Source organism: Hyphomicrobium sp. (genome assembly GCF_035548195.1).
Taxonomy (GTDB): domain Bacteria; phylum Pseudomonadota; class Alphaproteobacteria; order Rhizobiales; family Hyphomicrobiaceae; genus Hyphomicrobium_B.
Genome location: NZ_DASZTY010000025.1, coordinates 253,413 through 277,839, shown reverse-complemented (window position 1 = coordinate 277,839; position 24,427 = coordinate 253,413). Strand labels below are relative to the sequence as shown.

The 24,427-nt window shown below is 60.1% G+C and carries 18 protein-coding genes and 1 pseudogene; 6 read left to right on the top strand and 13 right to left on the bottom strand.

The features are described from left to right. Nucleotides 1-4 precede the first annotated feature (4 nt). Complete coding sequence (gene alaS, locus VHB22_RS10890) at nt 5-2,713, bottom strand: alanine--tRNA ligase (protein ID WP_325456989.1); 2,709 nt, start codon at nt 2,711-2,713, stop codon at nt 5-7. Nucleotides 2,714-2,864: 151 nt separating this feature from the next. Then, nucleotides 2,865-3,998, bottom strand: coding sequence for a recombinase RecA (gene recA / locus VHB22_RS10885; protein ID WP_325457152.1), 1,134 nt, complete (start codon nt 3,996-3,998; stop codon nt 2,865-2,867). Between the two features lie 232 nt (nt 3,999-4,230). Here recA and fae point away from each other — a divergent pair, with 232 nt between their 5' ends. Further along, complete coding sequence (gene fae, locus VHB22_RS10880; RefSeq protein ID WP_325456988.1) at nt 4,231-4,791, top strand: formaldehyde-activating enzyme; 561 nt, start codon at nt 4,231-4,233, stop codon at nt 4,789-4,791. Nucleotides 4,792-4,887: 96 nt separating this feature from the next. On the opposite strand, the gene VHB22_RS10875 is transcribed toward fae, so the two are convergent. Next, nucleotides 4,888-6,510: an isovaleryl-CoA dehydrogenase gene (locus VHB22_RS10875; RefSeq protein ID WP_325456987.1), complete on the bottom strand. Its 1,623-nt coding sequence runs from the start codon at nt 6,508-6,510 to the stop codon at nt 4,888-4,890. 240 nt (nt 6,511-6,750) lie between these two features. Here VHB22_RS10875 and VHB22_RS10870 point away from each other — a divergent pair, with 240 nt between their 5' ends. Together VHB22_RS10870 and hspQ are read left to right on the top strand one after the other, a co-directional pair. After that, nucleotides 6,751-7,809: a CoA ester lyase gene (locus tag VHB22_RS10870; protein ID WP_325456986.1), complete on the top strand. Its 1,059-nt coding sequence runs from the start codon at nt 6,751-6,753 to the stop codon at nt 7,807-7,809. A 49-nt stretch (nt 7,810-7,858) separates the two neighbouring features. Next, nucleotides 7,859-8,191, top strand: a pseudogene (hspQ, locus tag VHB22_RS10865) (heat shock protein HspQ). Nucleotides 8,192-8,290: 99 nt separating this feature from the next. On the opposite strand, the gene VHB22_RS10860 reads toward hspQ, so the two are convergent. Beyond that, nucleotides 8,291-9,151 (bottom strand): invasion associated locus B family protein, encoded by an 861-nt coding sequence (locus tag VHB22_RS10860; RefSeq protein WP_325456985.1) that lies wholly within the window; start codon nt 9,149-9,151, stop codon nt 8,291-8,293. Between the two features lie 329 nt (nt 9,152-9,480). Between VHB22_RS10860 and VHB22_RS10855 the strand changes: the two genes are divergently transcribed. Together VHB22_RS10855 and VHB22_RS10850 are read left to right on the top strand one after the other, a co-directional pair. Further along, nucleotides 9,481-11,277: an extracellular solute-binding protein gene (locus VHB22_RS10855; RefSeq protein WP_325456984.1), complete on the top strand. Its 1,797-nt coding sequence runs from the start codon at nt 9,481-9,483 to the stop codon at nt 11,275-11,277. Further along, the gene (locus VHB22_RS10850; protein ID WP_325456983.1) at nt 11,277-12,809 is read left to right on the top strand and encodes a class I adenylate-forming enzyme family protein; all 1,533 of its coding nucleotides are present in this window, start codon (nt 11,277-11,279) and stop codon (nt 12,807-12,809) included. The genes VHB22_RS10855 and VHB22_RS10850 overlap by 1 nt, the downstream gene beginning before the upstream one ends. Nucleotides 12,810-12,829: 20 nt before the next feature. Here the strand turns inward: VHB22_RS10850 and cysS are convergent, their stop codons facing one another. Beyond that, nucleotides 12,830-14,239, bottom strand: a complete 1,410-nt coding sequence (cysS, locus tag VHB22_RS10845) for a cysteine--tRNA ligase (RefSeq protein ID WP_325456982.1) — start codon at nt 14,237-14,239, stop codon at nt 12,830-12,832. Nucleotides 14,240-14,554: 315 nt separating this feature from the next. On the opposite strand from cysS, the gene VHB22_RS10840 reads away from it, so the two are divergent. Further along, nucleotides 14,555-15,763 carry a DUF2865 domain-containing protein gene (locus tag VHB22_RS10840; protein ID WP_325456981.1) on the top strand — a complete coding sequence of 403 codons (1,209 nt, stop codon included), beginning with the start codon at nt 14,555-14,557 and terminating at the stop codon, nt 15,761-15,763. Nucleotides 15,764-15,804: 41 nt separating this feature from the next. Here VHB22_RS10840 and gltX read toward each other — a convergent pair whose 3' ends face one another. From gltX to rpiA, 8 genes are all read right to left on the bottom strand, one after another. Beyond that, on the bottom strand, nt 15,805-17,175 hold the full coding sequence (gene gltX, locus VHB22_RS10835; RefSeq protein ID WP_325456980.1) for a glutamate--tRNA ligase: 1,371 nt from the start codon (nt 17,173-17,175) through the stop codon (nt 15,805-15,807). 68 nt (nt 17,176-17,243) lie between these two features. After that, nucleotides 17,244-18,995 (bottom strand): NAD+ synthase, encoded by a 1,752-nt coding sequence (locus VHB22_RS10830; protein WP_325456979.1) that lies wholly within the window; start codon nt 18,993-18,995, stop codon nt 17,244-17,246. A 62-nt stretch (nt 18,996-19,057) separates the two neighbouring features. After that, complete coding sequence (locus VHB22_RS10825; RefSeq protein WP_325456978.1) at nt 19,058-19,219, bottom strand: hypothetical protein; 162 nt, start codon at nt 19,217-19,219, stop codon at nt 19,058-19,060. Nucleotides 19,220-19,294: 75 nt separating this feature from the next. Beyond that, complete coding sequence (locus tag VHB22_RS10820; RefSeq protein WP_325456977.1) at nt 19,295-20,698, bottom strand: class II 3-deoxy-7-phosphoheptulonate synthase; 1,404 nt, start codon at nt 20,696-20,698, stop codon at nt 19,295-19,297. 135 nt (nt 20,699-20,833) lie between these two features. Next, complete coding sequence (locus VHB22_RS10815; RefSeq protein ID WP_325456976.1) at nt 20,834-21,589, bottom strand: glucose 1-dehydrogenase; 756 nt, start codon at nt 21,587-21,589, stop codon at nt 20,834-20,836. A 56-nt stretch (nt 21,590-21,645) separates the two neighbouring features. Further along, nucleotides 21,646-23,028: a glutathione-disulfide reductase gene (gene gor / locus VHB22_RS10810; protein WP_325456975.1), complete on the bottom strand. Its 1,383-nt coding sequence runs from the start codon at nt 23,026-23,028 to the stop codon at nt 21,646-21,648. Nucleotides 23,029-23,047: 19 nt separating this feature from the next. Further along, complete coding sequence (locus VHB22_RS10805) at nt 23,048-23,554, bottom strand: DUF2059 domain-containing protein (protein WP_325456974.1); 507 nt, start codon at nt 23,552-23,554, stop codon at nt 23,048-23,050. A gap of 2 nt (nt 23,555-23,556) precedes the next feature. Continuing rightward, nucleotides 23,557-24,279, bottom strand: coding sequence for a ribose-5-phosphate isomerase RpiA (gene rpiA / locus VHB22_RS10800; protein ID WP_325456973.1), 723 nt, complete (start codon nt 24,277-24,279; stop codon nt 23,557-23,559). Nucleotides 24,280-24,427: the final 148 nt, after the last annotated feature.

Genomic DNA, 24,427 nt, shown 5'->3' with positions numbered 1-24,427 from the left:
TTCTTCAGGCAGCCGACGCCTGCTTTGCGAGCCAGGCCTCGATCGCTTTCAGCGCCTCTCCGGCTTTAGAGCCGTCCGGGCCGCCAGCCTGAGCCATGTCAGGACGGCCGCCGCCGCCCTTGCCGCCAAGCGCATCCGCTCCGGCCTTTACGAGATCGACGGCGCTCCAGGTCTTGACCAGATCATCGGTCACGCCAACGGCAAGGCCCGCCTTGCCGTCTTCCGTCACGCCGACAACGGCGACAATGCCTGAGCCGACCTGCTTCTTGCCGTCGTCGATGAGACCGCGCAAGTCTTTCGGGTTGAGGCCCTGCACGGTACGCGCGAGCAACTTCACTTTACCGACGCTGCGGATCGCATCGCCACTGTCGGCCGCACCTTTGCCGCCGCCACCGAGGGCCAGCTGGCGCTTGGCATCCGCCAATTGCTTTTCGAGAACTTTGCGCTCGTCGACGAGATGCTTCAGTCGCTCGATGAGATCCTCGGGGCGCGTTTTCAGGATGCTTGCTGCTTCGCGGACGCGTTGATCCTGCTCGTCGAGATAGGCACGCGCGCCTTCGCCCGTCAGAGCTTCGATGCGCCGGACGCCTGCAGCGCTGCCGCTTTCGGCAACGACGCGAACGAGACCAATGTCGCCGGTGCGCGACACATGCGTGCCACCACACAATTCGACCGACCAGGCCTTGTTGGCGCCGGGCCGCGTCGCGCCCATCGAGACGACGCGGACTTCGTCGCCGTATTTCTCTCCGAATAGCGCCATCGCCCCCGACGCGCGCGCTTCGTCGAGCGCCATCAGCCGTGTGACGACGGGCGTATTTTCCAGCAGCACAGCATTCGCCAAATCCTCGACGGCTCTGATTTCGTCGGCCGACATTGGCTTGGTGTGCGAGAAGTCGAAGCGCAAGCGGTCGGGCGAGACAAGCGAGCCTTTCTGCGCGACGTGCGTGCCGAGCACTTGACGCAAGGCTTCGTGCAGAAGGTGTGTTGCCGAGTGATTAGCGCGCGTCGCCGAGCGCCGCGCATGATCGACCTCAAGCTCAACCGTGTCGCCCGCCTTGAAGCGGCCCTTCTCGACCTTCCCGAAGTGAACGAAAAGCTCGCCGAGCTTCTTCTGCGTTTCGGTTACGCGGAACAGCGCGCCCTTCGGTCCTTTGACGACGCCTTGGTCGCCGACCTGGCCGCCGCTTTCTCCATAAAACGGCGTCTGGTTGAAAACGAGCGCACCTTCGTCGCCGTCCTTCAACTCGGTGACCTCCTTGCCACCTGCAACAATCGCCGTGACGATGCCTTCCGCCGTTTCGGTGTCGTAGCCGAGGAATTCCGTCGCGCCGGTCTTGTCCTTGATCTCGAACCACAGCCCCTCGGTCGCGGCTTCGCCCGAGCCTTTCCAGGCGGCTTTGGCGGCTTCCTTCTGCTTTTTCATCGCAGCATCGAAGGCTTTGGTATCGACAGAGATGCCGCGCGGTTTCAGCGCGTCTTCGGTCAGATCGAGCGGGAAGCCGTAGGTGTCGTAAAGCTTGAATGCGACGTCGCCGGGAAAGACCGCGCCCTTCTTCATATTGGCGGAGCTTTCGCCCAGAAGCTTCAGGCCGTTGTCGAGCGTGCGCTTGAATTTCGTTTCTTCGAGCTTCAGCGTTTCTGTGATCAGCGGCTGGGCACGGACGAGTTCCGGGTATGCGTCGCCCATCTCGCGCACGAGTGAGGGCACGAGGTGATACATCAGCGGTTCGACGCACCCCATCTGATGCGCGTAACGCATCGCGCGGCGCATGATGCGGCGGAGGACGTAGCCGCGGCCTTCGTTGGAGGGCAGCACGCCATCGGCAATCAGAAAGCTGGTCGAGCGCAAGTGGTCGGCAATGACGCGGCGCGCGACCTCCAGAAACTCGGGACCCGCATCGCCGCCCGTTTCTTTTGCGCCGGCTTTGCCCGCTTCCTGGCGGATCGACTGGATCAGGTTTTCGAAGAGATCGATTTCGTAGTTGTCATGCTTTCCTTGCAGGACGGCGGCGATGCGTTCGAGGCCCATGCCGGTGTCGATCGACGGACGCGGAAGATCGACGCGATTGCCCGGCGCGCGCTGCTCGAATTGCATAAACACGAGATTCCAGATCTCGATGAAGCGGTCGCCTTCCGAATCCGGCGAACCTGGCGGGCCACCGGGGATCTTGTCGCCGTGGTCGAAGAAGATTTCGGAGCACGGACCGCAGGGACCGGTGTCGCCCATCTGCCAGAAGTTGTCGCTCGACGCGATGCGGACGATCCTGTCGTCGGCAAAGCCCGAGATCTTTTTCCAGATGCGAAAGGCTTCGTCGTCGGTGTGATAGACGGTGACGAGCAGCTTATCTTTCTTGAGCCCGAACTCCTTGGTCAGCAAATTCCAAGCGAGCTCAATGGCGCGGTCCTTGAAGTAGTCGCCGAACGAGAAGTTGCCGAGCATCTCGAAGAATGTGTGATGACGCGCGGTGTAGCCGACGTTGTCGAGGTCGTTATGCTTACCGCCGGCGCGGACACATTTCTGCGAGGACGTAGCGCGCGGAATGGCGCGCGTTTCCTGACCGGTGAAGACGTTCTTGAATTGCACCATGCCCGCGTTCGTGAACATCAGCGTCGGGTCATTGCGCGGCACGAGCGGCGACGACGGCACGATCTCGTGGCCGTTCTTGCCAAAGTAGTCGAGGAACAAGGAGCGGATTGCGCTGACGCCAGCCATCTGTGCTTTCAAGCCTTTTTCGCGGACATAACCGCCCGGACATGCGTTCCGAAACGGCTCAAGGCCGCCGTTGTAGCGGCGGCCTTGTTGGGTGTCCAGAAAGTGCAGGTGAGGCTAAATCGAACGGCAAAAGACGTCCCAAATAGTCATTTTAGCGCTTAGCCTTGGCGACTTTCTTGGTGTCCTCGTCGGGGAGAACGCCGTCCTCGTCGGGCTCTTCGCCATCGTCCTCCCCAGCGTCAGGGTTGGCCAGCATCTTCTCCACAATCAGACCGGCGTTGGCCCGGATGGCATTCTCGATCTCAAGAGCCACTTTCGGGTTCTCCTTGAGATAAGATTTGGCGTTTTCGCGGCCCTGCCCGATGCGGTCACCATTATAGGACAGCCACGCACCCGACTTTTCGACGATACCGGCCTTCACGCCCAAATCGATCAATTCTCCGACTTTCGAGACGCCCTCGCCGTACATGATGTCGAACTCGACCTGCTTGAACGGCGGCGCGACCTTGTTCTTGACGACCTTCACCCGGGTCTGGTTGCCGATCGTCTCGTCACGATCCTTGATCTGGCCGATGCGGCGGATATCGAGACGAACGGACGCGTAGAACTTCAGCGCATTGCCGCCCGTGGTCGTTTCCGGGTTTCCGAACATGATGCCAATCTTCATGCGGATCTGATTGATGAAGATGACCATGCACTTCGATTTCGAGATCGACCCCGTCAGCTTGCGCAGCGCCTGACTCATCAGACGCGCCTGAAGGCCCGGCAGACTGTCGCCCATCTCGCCTTCAAGCTCGGCCTTCGGCGTCAAGGCCGCAACCGAGTCGACGACCAGCACGTCGATAGCACCGGAACGAACGAGCGTATCGGCGATCTCAAGCGCCTGCTCGCCGGTATCAGGCTGTGAAATCAATAGGTCTTCGACCTTGACGCCGAGCTTTTTGGCATAGCTCGGGTCGATGGCATGCTCGGCATCGACAAACGCGCAGACGCCACCTCGCTTTTGCGCCTCGGCCACGACATGTAGCGCCAACGTCGTCTTGCCCGAGCTTTCCGGACCGTAAATCTCGATGATGCGGCCCTTGGGCAGACCGCCGATGCCGAGCGCAATGTCTAGCCCGAGAGAACCTGTCGGGATTGCCTCGATATCGACCTTCTCGTTGGCCCCGAGGCGCATAATCGACCCCTTGCCAAAATTCTTGTCGATCTGCTGGAGCGCATGTTCGAGCGCTTGCTTCTTATCCATTTTGCCCCCTTCGAGCACAGTCCAATCCGGCCGTTCCATCGTCGTCACCCTCAATCCCTATGGCAAGCGCCCAGCGCCTTCAATTAATCATATGTGTACATGATTTGTTCCGGAGGCGTCAATCTCGTTTTGTTCTCACGCCGGCTGGCGATTCCAGACCTGCGGCACATCGCAATAACTCGAACTTATAGAGTGCATCGGTAGCGAACGGCGCTATCTCGGGGGACAGCGCAATCGGCGCACGAATTCAAATTTCAGAAGTGAGGTAGGCATGAGCAGTGACAAGACCCGCCGGTTCGGCATTCGTGTCGGTGAAGCCCTGGTGGCGGGCGGCCCTCCAGGAACCGCCGCCGAACCGGAAGTCGCGATCGGCGAGATGGACGGCCCCTTCGGCACCGCATTCGCGACGCTCCTCGGCGACCAGACGAAGGGACACAGCAAGGTGCTGTCGCTTCTCAACACCGACGTAATGGTGCGTCCACCGACGCTCTGCGTTAGCAAGGTGACGGTCGAAAACGAACGCTACACCAATATCCTCATGGGCACCGTGCAGTACGCAACGGCGATGGGCGTGCTCGATGCGGTTCGTTCGGGCGACCTGCCGAAGGACAAGGTCGACGATCTTGGCGTCATTGTTTCGGTGTGGCTCAATCCGTCGGTCGCGACGATCGAGAAACTCGACCACAAAGTCCTGTTCGACATTCATCGCAAGGCGACGGCGCTCGCCATTCACAAGGCGATGAACTACCAGCCGACGATCGACTGGCTGCTGGAAAATCAGGACAAGGTCATTCACAAGTACTTCGAGAAGGGCCTGAAGGGCGAAATCTAAGGTCTTTCGTCATTCCCGGACGGCTACGCTTGCCGTGGCCGTCCGGAATCCCTCGTCACAATGGCCGGAATTGCCGTTAGCAGAACGCGACTCATTTTAATCCATCACCGGGGCGGCGCGGGCAACGATGTTGCGGGTATCAACGCCAGGCGGAAGCGCGCCGAATGCGCCGGATCCGTCGCTTAGCCGCGACGCACAGAAACCATCGGCAACCAGTTGCGGCGCGTGCCGGATCAGCAACGACGCCTGCAGCGCAATCACGAGGTCGCGGACGAACGCACGCGCCTGCGACTCGTCGCTGATAGTCACGGCCGCACGCATGCGCTCCAGGAATTGCGCGAGCCTGCGATCGGCACTCGCGGCTTCGCTCATCTCGTCTGTCAGAACTTCGACGGCAAGCGGCGCCCGCGCGATGGCGCGCAAAACATCGAGACACATGATGTTCGCCGATCCTTCCCAAATCGAATTCAGCGGCATCTCACGATAGATCCGCGCCAGGTTGAATTCCTCGACGTAACCGTTGCCGCCGAGAACTTCCATCGCTTCAGCCGCGAACGTCGGCCCGCGTTTGCAAATCCAGAACTTCGCCGCCGGCGTCACCACACGGCGGAACGTATTCGCGGCTTCACCGTCCTCGTCGTAAGCGCGCGCTAAACGCAGCGCCAACAACGTCGCCGCCTCGGATTCGATTGCGAGATCCGCAAGGACATTCGTCATCAGAGGGTGATCGACGAGCTGCTTTTGAAAAGTCCGTCGATGCTGCGCATGGTGAATGGCCTGCGCCAACGCCTGGCGCATCAATCCCGCCGTGCCGATCGCGCAATCGAGCCGCGTATAGTTTCCCATCTCGATGATGGTCGGAATACCGCGTCCCTCCACGCCGAGAATCTCTCCGTGCGCATTCACGAATTCGACCTCGCTCGACGCATTCGATCTGTTGCCGAGCTTATCCTTCAAGCGGCGGATATGGATTGCATTACGTCGTCCGTCTGGCGTCCAGCGCGGAACGAGGAAACAGGTCGGCCCAGCCTCGGTCCGAGCGAGAACGAGAAAAGCGTCGCACATCGGCGCCGACATGAACCACTTGTGTCCGTTCAACCTATAGAAGTGTCGCTCGCCGTCGCTTGCATAAAGTTTGGCCTGGGTTGCATTCGCCCGGAGATCGGAGCCGCCTTGGTTCTCCGTCATCGCCATACCGATAAGCGCGGAGCTTTTTTCGTACGCTGGGCGAAAGCTCGGGTCGTAGGTCCGCGAAAACACGCGCGGCAGCCACTCGGCGGCGATGTGTGGCACGCGCAGCAGCGGCGGCACGCATCCGTACGTCATCGAGATCGGGCAATAAACACCGCTTTCGATTTGTGCCAGCATGTATGCGCCGGCAGCGCGCGCGACATGCGCACCGGGCTTTGGTTCCGACCACGGGCTACAATGCAAACCCGCTTCCATGGCGAGCGCCAGCAGCCCATGCCATGACGGATGGAAATCGACCTCGTCGATGCGATGACCATACCTGTCGAAAGCGCGCAGCACGGGCGGATTGCGATTGGCATCCGAGCCAAGCGCGATCGTCTCAGCTGCTCCGAGGCGGGCACCGAGCACGCTGAGGCCGGTTTCCGCTTCGCGGCCGATTTCGCGTCCGACTGCCTGACGCAGGACACCATCGCTCTCGAACAGATTGTAGTCTTCAAGCGGCGGCGGCTGGTTGGTGACCTCAATCATGGCAGCCCCTTTTCGTGCCGCAAGCGGCCCTTTTCTCATTGGCTATTCTAGGTGAATTTCGAACCGTTCGTGAGAAAAGCCGGTCTCGCAAGCTTAATATCGTGAAAACAACGCCCGCACCGCGATCTCATGAGGTCAGATGGAGCGAAAGCGTGCCCAATTGACAGAAGCGTTCGCACCATCAATGGTGCCGCCGAAATCTCCCCAATCGACAATCAAGAACAGACAGGATTGCTGCCGATGGCTTCCACGCGCACGCCCGCCAAACATTTCGCCCCTCTCGCCATCGGCGCTCCCGAACCTTTCCGCACGCTTCCCGTCAAGCTTGAGCGCATGATCCACTTCGTGCCCCCGCACAACGAGAAGATCCGCGCCAAGATCAAGGATCTCGCCGCGCAGGTGGACGTCGTCCTTGGCAATCTCGAAGACGCGGTGCCGCTCGACCAGAAAGAGAATGCCCGTAAAGGCTTCATCGAAATGGTGCGCAATAACGACTTCGGTACGACCGGCGTCTGGACGCGCATCAACTGCCTGAATTCGCCCTGGGTTCTCGACGACGTTACTGAGATCGTGGCTGCGGTCGGCAACAAGCTCGACGTCATCATGCTGCCGAAGGTCGAAGGTCCGTGGGACATCCACTATCTCGATCAGCTTTTGGCTCAGCTCGAAGCCAAGCACGGCATCAAGAAGCCGATCCTGATCCACGCCATTCTCGAAACCGCTGAAGGCGTCAACAACGTCGAAGCCATCGCGGCGGCATCGCCGCGCATGCACGGTATGAGCCTCGGCCCGGCCGATCTCGCCGCCTCGCGCGGCATGAAGACGACGCGCGTCGGCGGCGGGCATCCCGACTACGGCGTCCTTTCCGATCCCGGAAAAGATGCATCTGCAGCTCGCACCTTTTATCAACAGGACCTCTGGCACTATACGATCGGCAAGATGGTCGACGCCTGCCAGGCTTATGGTCTGAAAGCCTTTTACGGTCCGTTCGGTGATTTTGCCGACCTTGCGGCCTGCGAAGCCCAATTCCGGAACGCCTTCCTGCAGGGTTGCCTCGGCGCCTGGTCCTTGCACCCCTCACAAATCGAGATCGCAAAGCGCGTCTTCTCGCCCGACCCGGCGGAAGTCAAATTCGCCAAGCGCATCCTCGACGCCATGCCGGACGGCACGGGGGCGGTTATGCTGGACGGCAAGATGCAGGATGACGCCACCTGGAAGCAGGCGAAGGTTATCGTCGATCTGGCAAAGATCGTTGCCGCCAAGGATCCTGAGCGGGCGGCGCTTTACGGCGAACTCTGACGCGTAAACCGCTCTTGCGAGTTTCCGATGCTTGTCACACAGTGGCAGGATGCACACGATCAAGCATGCCAAATTCGCGATTGGACAGGTCGTCCGTCATCGCATCTACCCGTTTCGCGGGCTGATCTTTGATATCGATCCCGAATTCGCCAACACCGAGGAGTGGTAGCTATCGATCCCCGAGGAGGTTCGCCCGAGGAAAGATCAGCCCTACTACCATCTCTATGCGGAAAACGCGGAGACGACGTATCTTGCCTACGTCTCCGAGCAAAATCTGCTGCTGGATGAATCGACGGCGCCATTGCGCCATCCCGACATCGTCGACCTATTCATCAACGACGCCAACGGCGCCTATAAGTTGCGCTCCGGAGTTGCAAACTGATCCGGCGCGACAGAACTCTAAAGCCCCGATTTATTAGATTGAAAAAAACCGCCCCGCTGTAGCGGGGCGGTCATGAAGCATGCAGTCGTAGACAAAGACTTACTTTTTCGGTGCCGCCTTTGCCGGGGCCTTTGCAGTCGAGCCCGTCGTGGTCGGCGGCGCGCCCGGCGCATCGAGCGGAAGATTCTTCATCTCGTTGGCTTTCCACTCTGCGGCCAGTTTCTGTTGCCGCTCACGAATCTGCTTCATGAGCTGGCTGCGCGCTTCCGCATATTTCTTGTTGTCGACCGGAGGTCCGGCGGCAGCTTCGTTGTAGCCGTCAAGAGGAACGGGGAAACCAACGGGCTGGGCTGCAGCATTCATCGCCAGTACCATGATGCCGCCGCCCGTCGACATCTCTTTGAGAATTTCGGGCGTCGCCTCCGTCTCGGCCGTGCATCCGGCCGGATGGCATAGCGAATAGTGCAACTCGATCGGCTTCAGCTTTTTCTCGTCGATCTTCTCGTTTTTCGCGGCCTTGGCCCACTGTTCCTTGGTGTAGACGGCAGCGCGGATGCCCGGCGGGATAGCCATGCCGAGAGGAACCATGATCATCAGCGACTTTTTCGGGTTGCCTTCGATTTCACGGATGGCCGCCGACACAAGGACCATGCCCGTGTTGCCGTCGAGACGCTCATGGTGCGTAAGGCAGAGCTGTTTTTCTTCCTTTTCCTCTTTGCCGTCCTTGCCTTTCTTCATGATCGGCGCTTTTTCACAAAGCTTGACCCAGGCGCTTTTCGTGGGTGCGGCCTTGCCTGCCGCCGCAGTCTTGGCAGCCGGCGCCGATTGCACCTTTTTCGGGGCAATCTTGATTTCTTTTTCCTTGGTCTGGGCGAATGCCGCCGTTGCGGACATCGCAACACCGATTGCCAAGGCGGAGACGAGCGCCCTGCCGCTCGCGCGCAATACTGCGTTTGCCATCAACCTAAAAATCCTCGCTTGTGCTCTAAAAGCCGGGCGTTCCGGCCCCTTCCCCTCGTCATCACGCAGAAGAAAAAGCTGCGTGGACCCGGCAACCCGCCGTTCGATGCCCGAGTAAGGCCTGGAATGCGGCAATCCCGTGGCCGGGTATCTTAACAACAGGGGGCTACATCTCCCAATATGCTTTCGTTGCGTCAATGCCACTGCGGCAAGCTGGACAACCCCCAGCTCACACGGATAAAAAACGCCAATCCAACAAAGCGAATGCCACACTCCCGGGACATACTTGCGTGTTCTTGAGCCGGTCGATCAAATTTTTGGGGCCGGCGATGTCAATCGGGAAACTTTCCCTCATTGCGTCTCTGTGGTTGTCGTTTCTCGCGTGCGTTTCCGCGAACGCGACCCCTCACCACGCAATCGCCATCCGTGGCGAGCCTTCGCTCCCCAATGGCTTTTCGCATTTTCCCTATGTCAATCCCGATGCCCCCAAGGGCGGCACTCTAAGGCTCGGCGTGCAGGGCTCGTTCGAAACGCTCAATCCCCTGATCGTCGCTGGCGTTCCCGCTTCGGGCATTCGAGAGTTTTGCATCGAAAGCCTGATGGCGCGGAGCCTCGACGAACCCTTTACATTGTATGGCCTTCTCGCGGAGACGATCGACGTTGCGGACGACCGGAAGTCCGTCACATTCGAGATCAATCCCAGAGCCAAATTCTCCGACCGCCAGCCGGTCACGCCCGAAGACGTCATCGCCTCGTTCGAGCTTCTGAAAACGAAAGGGCGTCCCAACCATCGAACGTATTTCGCCAAGGTGCCGAAGGCGGAGAAAGTCGGAGATCATGGCGTGCGATTTACGTTCGAGGATGCTGACGACCGTGAACTGCCGCTGATCCTCGGGCTGATGCCGGTCTTCAAAGCCCATGGCATGACGCCCGAGCAATTCACCGCGGGTTCGATGACCCCCCTCATCGGCTCCGGACCCTATACCGTTTCGCGCGTCGATGCCGGACGCTCCCTCACTTATACGCGCGATCCCGAATATTGGGGCAAAGATCTCCCCGTCAATCGTGGCCGCTTCAACTTCGACGAAATCCGCTTCGATTATTTTCGCGACGCGTCAGTGATGCTCGAAGCTTTCCGTTCGGGCACGCTCGATCTGAGGCTTGAGGAAGATCCGGGGCGCTGGGCCGATGCCTACAATATCCCAGCCGTCCACGATGGACGTATTATCAAGACCGAGTTCCCGATCGGACTTCCGGCTGGAATGTCGGCGCTGGTTTTCAATACCCGCCGCGCGATCTTTTCCGATCCGCGAGTTCGCCGCGCACTGATGATGTTGTTCAACGCCGAATGGGTCAACCGCACGCTTTACAACGGGCTGTTCAAGCGCACGACAAGCTTCTTCGCGCGGTCTTACCTGTCTTCCGCGGGCCGCCCGGCCGACGCCTACGAACGCAAGCTCCTGGCGCCGTTCCCCGACGCTGTTCGCCCCGCGATCCTCGACGGGACGTATAACTTTCCGGCTGGCGACGCTAGCGGCAACAATCGCTCCAATCAACGAGCGGCATTCAAGTTGTTGACGGACGCCGGGATGGTTCTGAAAGGCGAGCGCATGGTCAACGCCAAGACCGGGCAGCCGCTTGCGTTCGAGATCCTCGCCAACAGCAACGCACAAGAGGCGCTCCTTCTGAGCTATGCGCGAAGCCTGGAGCCGCTCGGCATCGTCGCGCGCATACGCGTCGTCGACAGCGCGCAATATCAGGGACGTATCTCGACCTTCGATTTCGATATGATTCAGAACAACTGGCCCGCGTCGTTGTCTCCCGGCAATGAGCAGCTGTTCCGCTGGTCGGCGAAGACGGCGAACGCGCAAGGCTCATTCAATTTCGCAGGTGTCAAAAATCCCGCCGCCGACGCGATGATCGATGCGATGCTCGCCGCCGACACCGAACCGGATTTCATTTCCTCTGTCCGCGCCCTCGATCGCGTTTTGCTTTCCGGCGACTACGTCGTTCCGCTCTTTTATCCGCCTGCGCAATGGGTTGCATATTGGGCGCGTCTGCACCATCCCGACAAAACTCCGCTGTTCGGCTATGCCGTCGATACGTGGTGGTCCGAGAAGAAGTGATGTCCTCAGAAATAGAACCGTTCAACATGGCCGAATATGCCATCGGCCGGCATGCCCGCTTGACCCCCGGCAAGACGGCGCTGCTCGTCTACGACATGCAGAACCCCAACGATCCGCTGGAAACGTGGACGTTCGCCGAAATCGACCGCGCCATCCGTAACATTGCAGCCGGATTGACGGCACTGAGTCTGCGTCGCGGCGACCGCATCGGCATTCGCCTCGGCAATTCGAGCCAATCGGCTCTGATGTTTTTCGCAGCTATCGCCGGAGGTTTCGTAGCGCTGCCGCTGTCCGATCAGCTGACTGCAACCGAACTCGCGGCGTTGCTCGACGACAGCGAAGCGGCAGTCCTTGCGACGGCGCAATCTGTGCCGAAGGGCGTTGCGCGCCAAGACCTCGTCGTCATTTCCCCGGGCGACGTCGCGGCAATGATCCTGCGCGGCGCTCCGCAGGATTATGCATCGACATCGGCCGACGATCCGGCATTCCTCATTTACACCTCGGGAACCACCGCGCGCCCGAAAGGCGTCCTGCATGCTCAACGTTCCGCGCGCGGACGGGCGCCAATGTATCAGGGCTGGTACGGCATCCGCGACGACGATCGCATGCTGCACGCGGGCGCGTTCAACTGGACATTCACCCTTGGGGTCGGATTGACGGACCCGTGGGTGAACGGCGCAACGGCCATCGTCTGCACGGGCGATAAGACACCCGAGCTTTGGCCCGGCGTCATCGCCAAAACGGGTGCTACGCTGTTCGCAGCCGTGCCCGGCGTCTACCGTCAGATTTTGAAATACGCAGGTCCGGAGCGCGGCGCGTTCGGAAAGCTTCGACACGCTCTGATGGCCGGGGAAACGCCACCGCCGGGACTGATCCAGGAATGGACGGCAACGACGGGCCTGCCGCTCTACGAAGCGCTCGGCATGAGCGAAATCTCGACCTACATTTCGACCGGTCCATCGGTGCCCTACAAGCCAGGCACCGTCGGCAAAGCGCAACAGGGCCGGCGCGTTGCGATCCTCCCCGTCGAAGGCGATGACGATCCGCTGCCGCCAAACAGCAATGGCCTCATTGCCGTGCATCGCTCCGATCCGGGTTTGATGCTTGGCTACTGGCGACGGCCCGACGAGGAAGCCGAAGTGTTTCGCGGCGACTGGTTCACCGGCGGCGATCTCGGTTCGATGGACGAGGAGGGCTACATCGCGCATCTCGGACGCGCCAACGAGCTGATGAACGCCGGCGGCTACCGCGTCTCGCCGCTTGAAGTCGAAGCCGCGCTCGCGCGGTGCCCAGCCGTGGCCGAAGTCGCATGCGCGGAGGTGCGCGTGCGCAGTGATGTCTCGATCATCGCCGCGTTCGTTGTTCCTGCTGACAGCGCAAAACGCGACACCCAAGCCATCAAAGCGTTCGCAACAGAAAATCTCGCCGCCTATAAAGTTCCGCGCGAGATCGTTTTCGTCGATCGCCTTCCCCGCACACCGAATGGCAAGATCCAACGGAAAGCGCTGACGATATCTTCATCGCGAGATTGACGCCGCTTTCGCGGGCGGAATTATCGCGTCACTTCCCAGGTCGTTTCGATTTCGCCGGTTTCCTTGTTCTTTGTATCTTTCAGCGAAATACCCATCTTCGCGAGTTCGTCGCGGATGCGATCCGATTCTGCAAAGTCCTTGCGCTTGCGTGCTTCGAGACGTGCGTTGATCAGAGGCACGACGGCCGAAGCGACCGACTGCGCAGTCTCTGCAGCTTGCTCATTTGTTTTTTCAAGAGTCGCACCGTCGAAGCCAAGAAAACCGAGCGCGGCGCCGAGCTTTTTTGCATCCTTCGCCGCTGCGAGACTGTGAAGCTCGGCGATTGCTTTCGGTGTATTGAGATCGTCCCCAAGAGCCTCCAAAACTTCTTGCGCAATATCTGAGCGATCCGCGGTATCGAGACCATCAACCGCGAACCAGCCCGTAAGAATCTTTTGGCTCTCTTCCAGGCCCTTTCTCGTCCAGTCGATCGGTTGCCGATAGTGCGTCCTAAGCATGTTCAGGCGTAGAACCTCACCGGGCCAGCCATCCGCTAGCAGTTCATGGATCGTCACGAAATTCCCCAGGCTCTTGGACATCTTCTCGCCCTCAACCTGCAGGAAGCCGTTGTGCATCCAGACATTCGCCATGACCGATGTGCCGTGCGCGCAGCGCGATTGCGCGATCTCGTTCTCATGGTGCGGAAACGTCAGATCGATGCCGCCGCCATGAATATCGAAGACCGGGCCGAGCAACGCGCCCGCCATCGCCGAGCACTCGATGTGCCATCCAGGCCGCCCCGGCGTCGCGATCCCGCACGGTGAAGGCCATGCCGGTTCGCCCGGCTTCGACGGCTTCCAGAGCACGAAGTCCATCGGACCTCGCTTGTAGGGCGCAACTTCGACGCGCGCGCCTGCTTCCATTTCGTCGAGCGAACGGTTCGAAAGACGGCCGTAGTCCGGCATCGACGCAACATCGAACAACACATGATCTTCCGCGACGTAAGCGTTGCCGCGCTGAACCAGCGTTTCGATGAGCGACACCATCGTCTCGCGGCCATCGTCGCGGCGAATGTATTCGGTCGCGCGCGGTTCATACGTCGGCGGCAGCACACCGAGCGCGGCAATGTCCTCGTGGAACTGTTTTTCGGTCGCTGCGGTAACTTTACGGATCGCCTCGTTCAGCGGCAGATCGGGAAAGTCCCGCGCCGCCCGCGCGTTGATCTTGTCGTCGACGTCGGTAATGTTGCGGACATACGTGACGTGATCCGGCCCATAGATGTGGCGCAGCAGGCGAAACAGCACATCGAACACGATCACGGGCCGCGCGTTGCCGATATGCGCATAGTCGTAGACGGTCGGCCCACAGACGTACATGCGGACGTTCGTCGGATCGATCGGCTCGAACGCGGCTTTCTGCCGGGTCAGCGTGTTATAAAGTTTGATCGCCAATCTCGACCTCGTGTATGTCTCTGCCACAATTTCGCGTCAGACCGCGCCGTGCGGCTGGGTGCGAAGTATGGCACAGGCGCGCAGGACGGGGATAACTTCCAACCTGCGCCTTAGCGAGTTGCCGTCCCCAAGGTCAAGCATTTGAACACATTTGAAAAACCAGTGCGGTCGCAATTGCTCCGCATTGACCGGCTAGCAGATCACGGCTTAAGGCTTCCTCACTGTGCCGCGTCCCCAACCGAAGGCCGGTTGCTTTAGGCTATGCGCGGATTCGATAAGCGGGTTTAAGAGGCTGGCGTGAGCCGAGCGAAATCAATGGGAACTGCCGTTCGCCGGCTTCTGTTTGCCTTGGCGGCGATAGCGGTCGGCTTCATCTTCATTCCCGAGGTGGCCTCGGCACAGAGCTGGTGGCCATTCGGCGGTGGCGACGAAGAGGAACAGGATCGTCCGCCCGTTCCGCGCGAGCCCGTCTATCGCCAGCCCGACGCCATCCCGGCTCCCCCGCCACAGCAAGCGCCGCCGCCGATGGCTCCGCCCTCTCCTGGCGCACCCTCCGCGCCAGCGAGCCCGCCGCCACCCGGCGCATCATCTGCGAATAATACCTGGTCGCAAAAGAACCCTATCTGTTTGCAGCTCGAACAACGGCTGGCGCAGGAAGGTCAGAAGAACGGCCAATCCCGCGCCGAGCTTCCGCGCATCGAGGACGAGATCCGGCAGCTCGAACGCGCCATCGACAGCGGCGAATCGCAGCTGGATCACGGATGCTACGATTATTTCCTCTTTACGAAGACGCTTCGTAATTCTCGGCAATGCAAAAACCTGTCGCGCCAAGTCGACGATTCAAAGAGGCGTCTCTCCGATCTCGATGCGCAACGCCAGGACATCCTGAGTTCGTCCGGACATTCCTACCAGGACGATATCATCCGCGAACTGGCACGCAACAATTGCGGCGCCCAGTACACGGCCATGGCCCGCCGAAGCAGCGACGGCATGTGGGAAGACGAAGAGTCGAGCGGCGGCAGCACGTGGCAACCCCGCGCGTTCAACGGCGGACAGACGTATCGAACGGTCTGCGTGCGCCTCTGCGACGGCTATTACTTCCCTGTCAGCTTTTCGACGTTGCCTAACCACTTCGCGAACGACGCGCAGGTCTGTTCCTCGAAATGCGCGGCACCTGCAGAGCTGTTCTATTATCCGAACCCGGGGGGAACGATTGAACAGGCTGTGGCTCTCAATTCGCAGGAAGCCTATCCGAAGCTGAAGTTTGCCTTCCGCTATCGCAAGGAAATCGTCAACGGATGCTCGTGCAAGGCAGCCGACTACGTTCCAGCCGACGGCAGCGCACCCAAGAAAGCCGAAAACGGATCGACGAATTCGAATTCTGCGACGCACGCACAAGCAGAAGACGCAGCGACGGCGGCGGCACGAGCGCTGGCCGCGCAACAGCCCGCCGCTGCATCACCGGCTGCGCCCGCAGCGGCCCCCGCCGATAATGGCGGCTGGCAGACGCAATCGCAGCGGTAATCACGACGCGAATGCCGCGCCGCTCGCCCTTCCGAGGCTCTTCAGGCGCGTTTGCCTTCGAGGCGGGCGAGAACGCGATCTCTTCCGATCAGCGGCAGAAGCGCCTTTAACTCAGGACCCGATTCGCGTCCCGTCAGCGCCAGCCGCAGAGGATGAAACAGCGCACGGCCCTTGGCGCCTGTCCGCGATTTGACAGCGGCCGTCCATTCGGACCACGTACTCTCGCCCCAAGGCTCCAACGGCAATGTCTCGGCGGCCGCGACCGCCAGTTTCGAGTCTTCGATCACCGGCTCGATATTGCCCCCAACGACCTCCCACCAGAGGCGTGCATCGCTGAGCACTTCGAGGTTGCCGCGCACCGCCTGCCAGAAGTCTTCGCGGCCCTCGACGCCAAGGTTGCGAAGACGCTCCGCCACGTCGGCGTAATCGAGCATGTGCAGCAGCTTGCCATTGAGCGTCTTCAACTCGGCAACATCGAATCGGCCGGGAGCGGTCGAAATTTTCGAGAAGTCCAGCCGTTCGGCAAGCGCATCGCGCGACGTCAGCGGCTCGATGGCGTCCGAGGTACCGACGAGGGCCGCATGGCAAAGCACCGCCATCGGCTCCAGACCCCCATCCCGGAAACTTTGCACCGAAAGCGCGCCGAGGCGCTTCGAAAGCGCCTGACCGTCTGCGTCGACCAGCAGAGAATGATGCCCGAATGCGGGCGGCGTCGCGCCTGCAGCCTCGAACAACGCCAACTGCACGCCGGTATTCGTAACGTGATCCTCACCGCGGACGATGTGCGTGATGCCGAAGTCGATATCGTCGATGACGCTCGTCAACGTGTACAGAAATGTTCCGTCTTCGCGAATAAGAACAGGATCGGACAACGAGCCCAGATCGACCGTCTGATCGCCACGGATGAGATCGTTCCAAGAGACAAGCGTTGGCTGCGGCGCGAGCCCCCTGCCCTCCTCCGTATTGGGCAAACGAAAGCGCCAGTGCGGTTTCCGACCCGACCCCATCTTTTCGGCGATTTCGGCTTTGGAGAGTTTCAGTGCGGCGCGATCGTAAATCGGCGGACGATGCATCGCGAGTTGCCGCTTGCGTCGCCGGTCCAACTCCTCTTCCGTCTCGAAGGCTGGATAGAGAATACCCTGTGCTTTGAGCGTATTCGCAACGGATTCGTACCGCGCTGTGCGGTCCTGCTGACGTACCTCCTCGTCCCACGTCAGCCCAAGCCAATTCAGATCGTCGCGGATCGCCCGCGCGAACTCTTCAGTCGAACGCGCCGTATCAGTATCGTCAAGACGCAACAAAAAGGTGCCCCGATGCTTTCTAGCATAGAGCCAGTTCAGCGCCGCCGTGCGGATATTGCCGATGTGAAGGCGGCCTGTGGGACTCGGTGCGAAGCGGACGCGCGGTTTCATTGGCTGGTCTCGGATTTCAAACGCGCTGCACCCTACAGGCCGGTATGCCGATAGCAAGACCGGCGCGACTATTTCGCAATCTTCTGATTTACCGGTGAGGCGGGAGGCTTTGTCGCTTTCTCGGGAGCTTGAGCATCCGTCAGCTCGGCTTTCGAAGGCACATCCTCGCGAAACCAGTTGGTAATCGGATAGCGGCGGTCGCGTCCGAAGTTGCGAGCCGAAATCTTGACGCCGGGTGCTGCCTGCCGCCGCTTGTACTCAGCAAGATAAAGCAGCCGTTCGATCTTTTTCACCGTCTCTGGCGCGTGGCCGCGCGCGATGACCTCTGCGACCGGCATCTCATTTTCGACAAGGCTGACAAGAATATCGTCCAACTCGTCATAAGGCGGAAGCGAGTCCTGGTCCGTCTGGTTGGCGCGCAATTCCGCTGTTGGCGCCTTGGTCAGAACGCGTTCGGGAATAACCTCAGCATGCGGACCAAACCCACCCTCCGGAACATGGGCATTCCGCCAGCGCGCCAGCGCATAGACTTGCGTTTTATAGATATCTTTGATCGGGTTGTACCCACCGTTCATATCGCCATAGAGTGTCGCGTAGCCGACCGACATTTCGCTCTTGTTACCTGTCGTCACGACCATGGCGCCGAACTTGTTCGAGATCGCCATCAGGATCGTGCCACGCACGCGGCTCTGAAGATTCTCTTCGGTGATATCGGCGTTCGTGCCGGCGAAGAGATCCTTGAGGCTCCACGTCAGACCGGCAACCGCCGGTTCGATAGAGACCTTGTCATAACGGATGCCGAGCGCCTTGGCACATGCTGCGGCGTCCGCAAGGCTCTCGTCGGACGTAAACTTCGATGGCAGCATGACCGCATGCACGCGGTCCGGCCCCAACGCATCGACTGCAATCGCGGCGACGAGCGCGGAATCGATGCCTCCCGAAAGCCCAAGCACGACACCGGGAAAGCCATTCTTATTGACGTAGTCTTTGAGACCCAAAACGCAGGCGTGATAAGCAGCCGCCGGGCCTTCCGCGAGCTTTGCGGCCTTGGCGGGCTGACAAACCCATCCCTTCGGCGTGCGACGCCATTCCGTCAGACAAAGCTCCTCGCGCCACGCCGGAAGCTGCACCGCTAGACTGCGATCGCTATTCAACACGAATGACGCGCCGTCGAAGACGAGTTCATCCTGACCACCGACCTGATTGACATAGGCAAGCGGCAAACCGCTCTCCGTCACACGGCCCACGGCGATGTTCATTCGGATTTCCGACTTTGGCCAATCGAATGGTGAACCGTTCGGCGAGACAAGCAACTCCGCGCCGGTCTCGGCGAGCGTCTCGACGACTTCCGCGCCCCAGATGTCTTCGCAGATCGGCACACCGATACGCACGCCGCGCACATTCAGCGGACCCGGCATCGGCCCTGTTGCGAAGACGCGCTTCTCGTCGAAGACTCCGTAATTTGGAAGATCGACCTTCAGCGTCACCGCTTCGATGCGCCCACCGTCCAGAAGTGCGACGGCGTTATAGACTTTGCCGTCGTGGCGCCAGATCGCACCGATCAACATCGCGGGACCGTCAGCACACTGTACAGAAAGCCGCTCAAGCTCAGCGCGTGTTGCATCCTGGAATGCAGGTTTGAGCACCAAATCTTCCGGCGGATAGCCGTTGAGAAACAGCTCAGGAAAAACGATCACATCGGCGCCAAGCGCTTTCGCGCGCGCGTGTGCATCCGCTGCGCGCTTGGCGTTGCCCTTCAGGTCACCGACAATAGGGTTGAGCTGCGAGAGCGCAATTCTAAGCTTAGCAGGTACGGTCATGAAGCGTATTTAAAATGCGCCACCTGCCGGGTCCAGCGTGAGGACCTTTCACGCGAGCCGCCTTAATCATCGTCATCGTCGCAGGCGACGGGAAACTCGACATCAGGGTCCCAGCAAATCCCGGACTCATGGACACTTTTATAAATCGTCATGCGCAATTCCGCAGCCGCGACGGCTGAGACTTGAAGAGCGAAGACACATGCGAGAACGACGCGATTGAGCATGCCTGGCACTCCCGCCTGACTATCCCGACACTGCCACAAAACGGCCGGCGCAAGACACGCCGGCCGTTTTCCAAATTATGCGATCAGTGTCCTCGGCTCGGAACGCTGGTCGGCAGCCCGCTCTTTTTTCAATTGCTCGGCAACCAGGAACGCGAGTTCGAGCGCCTGGTCGGCATTCAAACGTGGATCGCAATGCGTATGATAGCGATCCGAGAGATCCTGCTCGGAGATTGCCGTCGCACCGCCTGTGCATTCGGTCACATTCTGCCCGGTCATCTCGACGTGGATGCCGCCCGCGTGCGTGCCTTCGGCGCGATGCACCTCGAAGAACGAAAGACTTTCCTTAAGAATGCGATCAAACGGCCGTGTCTTGTAACCATTGACAGCCGAGATCGTGTTGCCGTGCATGGGGTCGCACGACCAGATGACCTTGCGGCCAGCCTTTTTCACAGCGCGAATAAGCTTCGGCAGATGCGTCTCGACCTTGTCGAAGCCGAAACGGCAGATAAGCGTCAAGCGCCCCGGCTCGTCCTTCGGATTGAGAAGATCGATTAGGCGCAGCAGCCCATCTGGATCGAGCGAGGGGCCGCACTTCAAGCCGATCGGATTCTTGATGCCGCGGCAGTATTCGATGTGCGCATGATCGGGCTGGCGCGTCCGGTCCCCGACCCAGATCATGTGACCGCTCGTGGCGTACCAGTCGCCACTGGTCGAATCCTTACGCGTCAGCGCCTGCTCATAGCCGAGCAGCAGCGCCTCGTGGCTGGTATAGAAATGCGTCGTGCGAAGCTGCGGTGTATTTTCCGACGTAATGCCGCAAGCACGCATGAATTCCATCGTCTCGGCAATGTGATCGGCGAGTTCCTGATACCGATGACCTTGCGGACTATCCTTCACGAAACCCATGTTCCACTGATGCACGCGTTCGAGGTCGGCATAGCCGCCCGTCGCAAACGCGCGGATCAGGTTGAGCGTCGCCGCCGATTGCCGATACGCCTCAAGCTGGCGGGCGGGATCGGGAATACGCGCGTCGGAGGTGAACTCTGGGCCGTTGATGATATCGCCGCGATAGCTCGGAAGTTCCTGCCCACCCTTTTTTTCTGTCGGCGAGGAGCGCGGTTTAGCGAACTGACCGGCGATGCGCCCGACTTTGACGACCGGCTGGCCGCCCGCATACGTCAGCACGACCGCCATCTGCAAAAAGACACGGAAGAAGTCGCGGATATTATCCGCCCGGTGTTCGGCGAAACTTTCGGCACAGTCACCGCCCTGGAGCAGGAATCCGCTACCGTTCGCGATCGACGCCAATTGCTTTTTCAGTTCCCGCGCCTCGCCAGCGAAAACGAGCGGCGGGAACGTCGCGAGACGCGCCTCGACATCCTGCAACGCCTTGGCGTTAGGATAGTCCGGAACCTGGACGATAGGCTTTCCGCGCCAGCTTTCCGGCGACCATTTCTCTGTCTGGGTGGCAGACGCCATCTTCTACTCCTGGAGAGTGACCGAAGCCGCACCCAAGGGCACGGCCGGTCAACTCCGCTCTGCGTCGATTTATCCCGGGCTTATAGGAGATATCCTGGCCCTGCGCCAGCGGCCATCTTGGCCTGCGGCGAGAGGTTAAAGGCCCGCTGCCATACCGCCATCGACCGCCAGTTCGGACCCAGTACAATAGAGACTGTCGTCGGAAGCGAAAAAAACCGCCGCACCGACGAGATCTTCCGGACGGCCGAGACGCCCCATCGGCGTTTTATCGATCAATGCCTGCTTGACAGGCGGCAACTTCAGCAGCCGGTCTGTTATGGCAGTTTCGACGTAACCCGGCGCAATCGAATTCACGCGGATGTTGTAGGGCGAATATTCGACCGCCAGCCCTTTGGTCAAAGCGGTGACGGCGCCTTTCGTCGTCGTATACGCCGCAAGCGGCCGCAAACCCCGGTGTGCCATGATCGACGAAATGTTGATGATCGTCGGGTGCTGGCCTTTGCGCAGTAGTGGAAGAGCATCGCGGCAGAGGCGCAGAATGGCGTCGAGGTTAACTTCGCGCAGTTTCGTCCAGTCGGCGTCGGAGAGCTGACGCACCTCGCCCCGGACAAGAATGCCGGCGTTGTTGACGAGAATGTCGGCACGGCCGTGCGCAGCATCGACGTTGCGAACCAGAGCCGTCAGGTCCTGTCCCTTCGAAACATCGACAAGCATGGCGGTCGCGGCGCCGCCTTTCGCCTTGATATCACGAACCGTTTCTTCGGCGGCTTCGCCGTTGATATCGGTCACCCAGACGTGCGCGCCCTCGACTGCAAAGCGCTGCGCGATCGCCTGACCGATGCCGCCGCCTGAACCCGTAACGATCGCAATTTTTCCGCTGAGACGTGTCATGCCGCCCTCTCGCCGCCCATGGTGGCGCACACCCTTAGAGTGGCGCTCCGCTTCGATCAACCTGCCGCCTCGCCCGGCGCGACCCATTTTTCGCGCAGGGTTACGAGTTCCTCTCCCGCCGAGGGGTGGAGTGCCATCGTCTGATCGAAATCCGCCTTCGTCGCCCCCATGCGGAGGGCGATCGCCGCCATTTGGACAATCTCCGCCGCATCGGGACCAAAGACGTGGACACCGACGACCCGATCGCTCTTTCTCTCGACAATAAGCTTCATCAGCATGCGTTCGTCCCGGCCCGCAAGAATGGCCTTCATGGGGCGAAAGCTGCCTTTGTAGATATCGACCTCGCCAAATTGTGCACGCGCCTCGTGCTCGGTAAAACCGACGGTTCCGATCTCCGGCGTGGCGAAAACCGCCGTCGGGATCGTCGAGTAATCGACCGACCAATGCTTGTTCCCGAAAACTGTATCGGCAAAGGCATGGCCTTCTCGAATGGCGACCGGCGTCAGGTTCACGCGGTTGGTAACGTCACCGACAGCATAGATCGAAGGCACGCTCGATTGCGACGCGCCGTCGACGACGACAGCGCCTTCGCCATCGAGCTTCACGCCCGCCGCTTCAAGGCCGAGCCCCGCCGTATTCGGTGAACGTCCGATGGCAAACATGATCGCATCGGCAGTGAGAGCTTCGCCAGTGGTGCTGTACCCCACGAGACCGCCACCGGTCTTTTCGATTTTTGTAAAGACCTGACTGGCAACGATGCGAATGCCACGCTTCGTCATCGCCGCCGTCAAGGCATCGCGCAAATCTTCATCGAAACCGCGAAGGATCTTGCCGCCGCGATAAATCAGCGTGACGTCGGCGCCGAGGCCATTGAAGATCGATGCAAATTCGACGGCGATATATCCACCGCCTGCGATCACAACGCGACGCGGCATCTCCTTCAGATGAAACGCCTCGTTAGAGGTGATCACATGCTCGATACCCGGCAGTTTTGGATCGATATTCGGGCGACCGCCCGTCGCAATCAGGATGATTTTTGCCGAAACGATGCGACCCGATTGCGCCAATTTAACTTCGTTCGGCCCGCTAACGGTCGCTCGCTCCATGACGAGTTCGACATGGAATTTATCGAGCGTTGCGCGATATGCGCCCTCAAGGCGCGCGAGTTCGTTGTCCTTCGCAGCAATCAGCGTCGGCCAATCGAATTTCGGCCTTTCGAGCGACCAGCCGAAGCCTGCGGCATCCTCGAAGTCGTCCGCAAATCGGCTCGCATAAACAAGGATCTTCTTTGGCACGCAGCCGCGAATGACGCACGTGCCGCCGACACGGTATTCCTCCGCGATTGCAACCCGCGCCCCGTGACTGGCCGCAATTCGCGCCGCCCGTACGCCACCCGAGCCCGCGCCAATGACGAAGAGGTCGTAATCGAATTCCTGCATTGCTCTGAAGGACGCTTTCCTATTTCTGGTCGGGAGCGCTTGGCGCGGATGGCTCCGGCTGCGGCACCGCCGCCTTCATCTCATCGGCAATTTTTTCGCTGTATTTCATTCCGATCGCTGCACCCTTACGCATCAGATCGGGCGTCTTGGCGATGAATTTCGCCCCTGCGCCCGAGCGATAGAAATCCGCAACAGTTTTCATTTCTTCAGCCGTGAACGTCTGAGCATAAAGGACCGCGAAATCGGAAATCATTTGGTCCTTGTATTCAAGCAGCTTCTTCATGCCGGAATCAAATTGAGCCGAGAGCTTCTTGCCCGTCTCCGACGTATCGGCATTGGCGCCCTTTGCAAAACCCTTCGACATGGCTTCGACCATGCCGTCCATTTGTTTGGTGACGCCTGTGACTTCGAGAAGGTCGCGAGCAGCAGCGATGCGTGCCGGATCGACGGGAGGCGGAGTTTCGTCAGCGAAGGCGGGAGAAATGAAACCGACCGCAATACAAAACGCGACAATCAACGAACGCATCTTCACATCTCCTCATCAAAATCCGATTCAACAGCCGATAAAATTTCAACGCCTTTTGGACCGGCGACAATGCCGACATCCGCAATACCGAGAAACAGTCCGCTTTCCACGAGACCAGGAACAAGTTTTAAAGCGTCGTCCAACGCTTCCGGATCGTCAATCACGCCGAACGAACAATCGAGAATATGGTTGCCATTATCCGTCACATAGGGCGCGCCATTGGCGCCGTGCCGTAGTTTGATGTCACCTTCGCAACCGGAATCGGCGGCAAATCCTGTAATAAGCCGCTGCGTCGCCGCCAAACCGAACGGCACGACTTCCAACGGAAGAGGAAAGCGCCCGAGAAGGTCAACGCGCTTGCTGCTGTCAGCGATGATCACGACGCGCTCGGATGCCACCGCTACGATCTTCTCGCGCAGCAATGCACCGCCACCCCCCTTGATCAGCCGCAGCTCCTCGTCCATCTCGTCCGCGCCATCGACCGTCAGGTCGAGCGCCGGATGCTCATCAAGCGTAGCGAGCGGAATGCCGAGCGCCGCCGCTTGCGCCCGCGTCGCTTCCGATGTCGGGACGCAAACGACTTTCAACCCGGCTTTGACTTTGTCCGCGAGCAGATCGACGAACTTCGCGGCGGTCGAGCCTGTGCCAAGGCCAAGTTTCATTCCATCTTCGACGTACTTCAGTGCCTCCGCAGCTGCCTGCCGCTTCCAGTCGTCACTGCTCATGCTGCCCCCAAGGGTTTCGCCCGCCGCTGACTTCGCCGATACCGAGTGCGCCCTCTGTAGGCTGCCGGTCACGGCCTTTCAAGCAGATGCCCGAGGTAGGCCGTCATGACGCCGTGACAATGCGCGGTTCGGCCGATACGGTACGCTG

Bases quoted from the DNA above. Each gene is read 5' to 3' on its own strand.
- alaS (WP_325456989.1), bottom strand. From the start codon at position 2,713: ATGGCTGGCGTCAGCGCAATCCGCTCCTTGTTCCTCGACTACTTTGGC.
- recA (WP_325457152.1), bottom strand. From the start codon at position 3,998: ATGGAACGGCCGGATTGGACTGTGCTCGAAGGGGGCAAAATGGATAAG.
- fae (WP_325456988.1), top strand. From the start codon at position 4,231: ATGAGCAGTGACAAGACCCGCCGGTTCGGCATTCGTGTCGGTGAAGCC.
- VHB22_RS10875 (WP_325456987.1), bottom strand. From the start codon at position 6,510: ATGATTGAGGTCACCAACCAGCCGCCGCCGCTTGAAGACTACAATCTG.
- VHB22_RS10870 (WP_325456986.1), top strand. From the start codon at position 6,751: ATGGCTTCCACGCGCACGCCCGCCAAACATTTCGCCCCTCTCGCCATC.
- VHB22_RS10860 (WP_325456985.1), bottom strand. From the start codon at position 9,151: ATGGCAAACGCAGTATTGCGCGCGAGCGGCAGGGCGCTCGTCTCCGCC.
- VHB22_RS10855 (WP_325456984.1), top strand. From the start codon at position 9,481: ATGTCAATCGGGAAACTTTCCCTCATTGCGTCTCTGTGGTTGTCGTTT.
- VHB22_RS10850 (WP_325456983.1), top strand. From the start codon at position 11,277: ATGTCCTCAGAAATAGAACCGTTCAACATGGCCGAATATGCCATCGGC.
- VHB22_RS10840 (WP_325456981.1), top strand. From the start codon at position 14,555: ATGGGAACTGCCGTTCGCCGGCTTCTGTTTGCCTTGGCGGCGATAGCG.
- gltX (WP_325456980.1), bottom strand. From the start codon at position 17,175: ATGAAACCGCGCGTCCGCTTCGCACCGAGTCCCACAGGCCGCCTTCAC.
- VHB22_RS10830 (WP_325456979.1), bottom strand. From the start codon at position 18,995: ATGACCGTACCTGCTAAGCTTAGAATTGCGCTCTCGCAGCTCAACCCT.
- VHB22_RS10825 (WP_325456978.1), bottom strand. From the start codon at position 19,219: ATGCTCAATCGCGTCGTTCTCGCATGTGTCTTCGCTCTTCAAGTCTCA.
- VHB22_RS10820 (WP_325456977.1), bottom strand. From the start codon at position 20,698: ATGGCGTCTGCCACCCAGACAGAGAAATGGTCGCCGGAAAGCTGGCGC.
- VHB22_RS10815 (WP_325456976.1), bottom strand. From the start codon at position 21,589: ATGACACGTCTCAGCGGAAAAATTGCGATCGTTACGGGTTCAGGCGGC.
- gor (WP_325456975.1), bottom strand. From the start codon at position 23,028: ATGCAGGAATTCGATTACGACCTCTTCGTCATTGGCGCGGGCTCGGGT.
- VHB22_RS10805 (WP_325456974.1), bottom strand. From the start codon at position 23,554: ATGCGTTCGTTGATTGTCGCGTTTTGTATTGCGGTCGGTTTCATTTCT.
- rpiA (WP_325456973.1), bottom strand. From the start codon at position 24,279: ATGAGCAGTGACGACTGGAAGCGGCAGGCAGCTGCGGAGGCACTGAAG.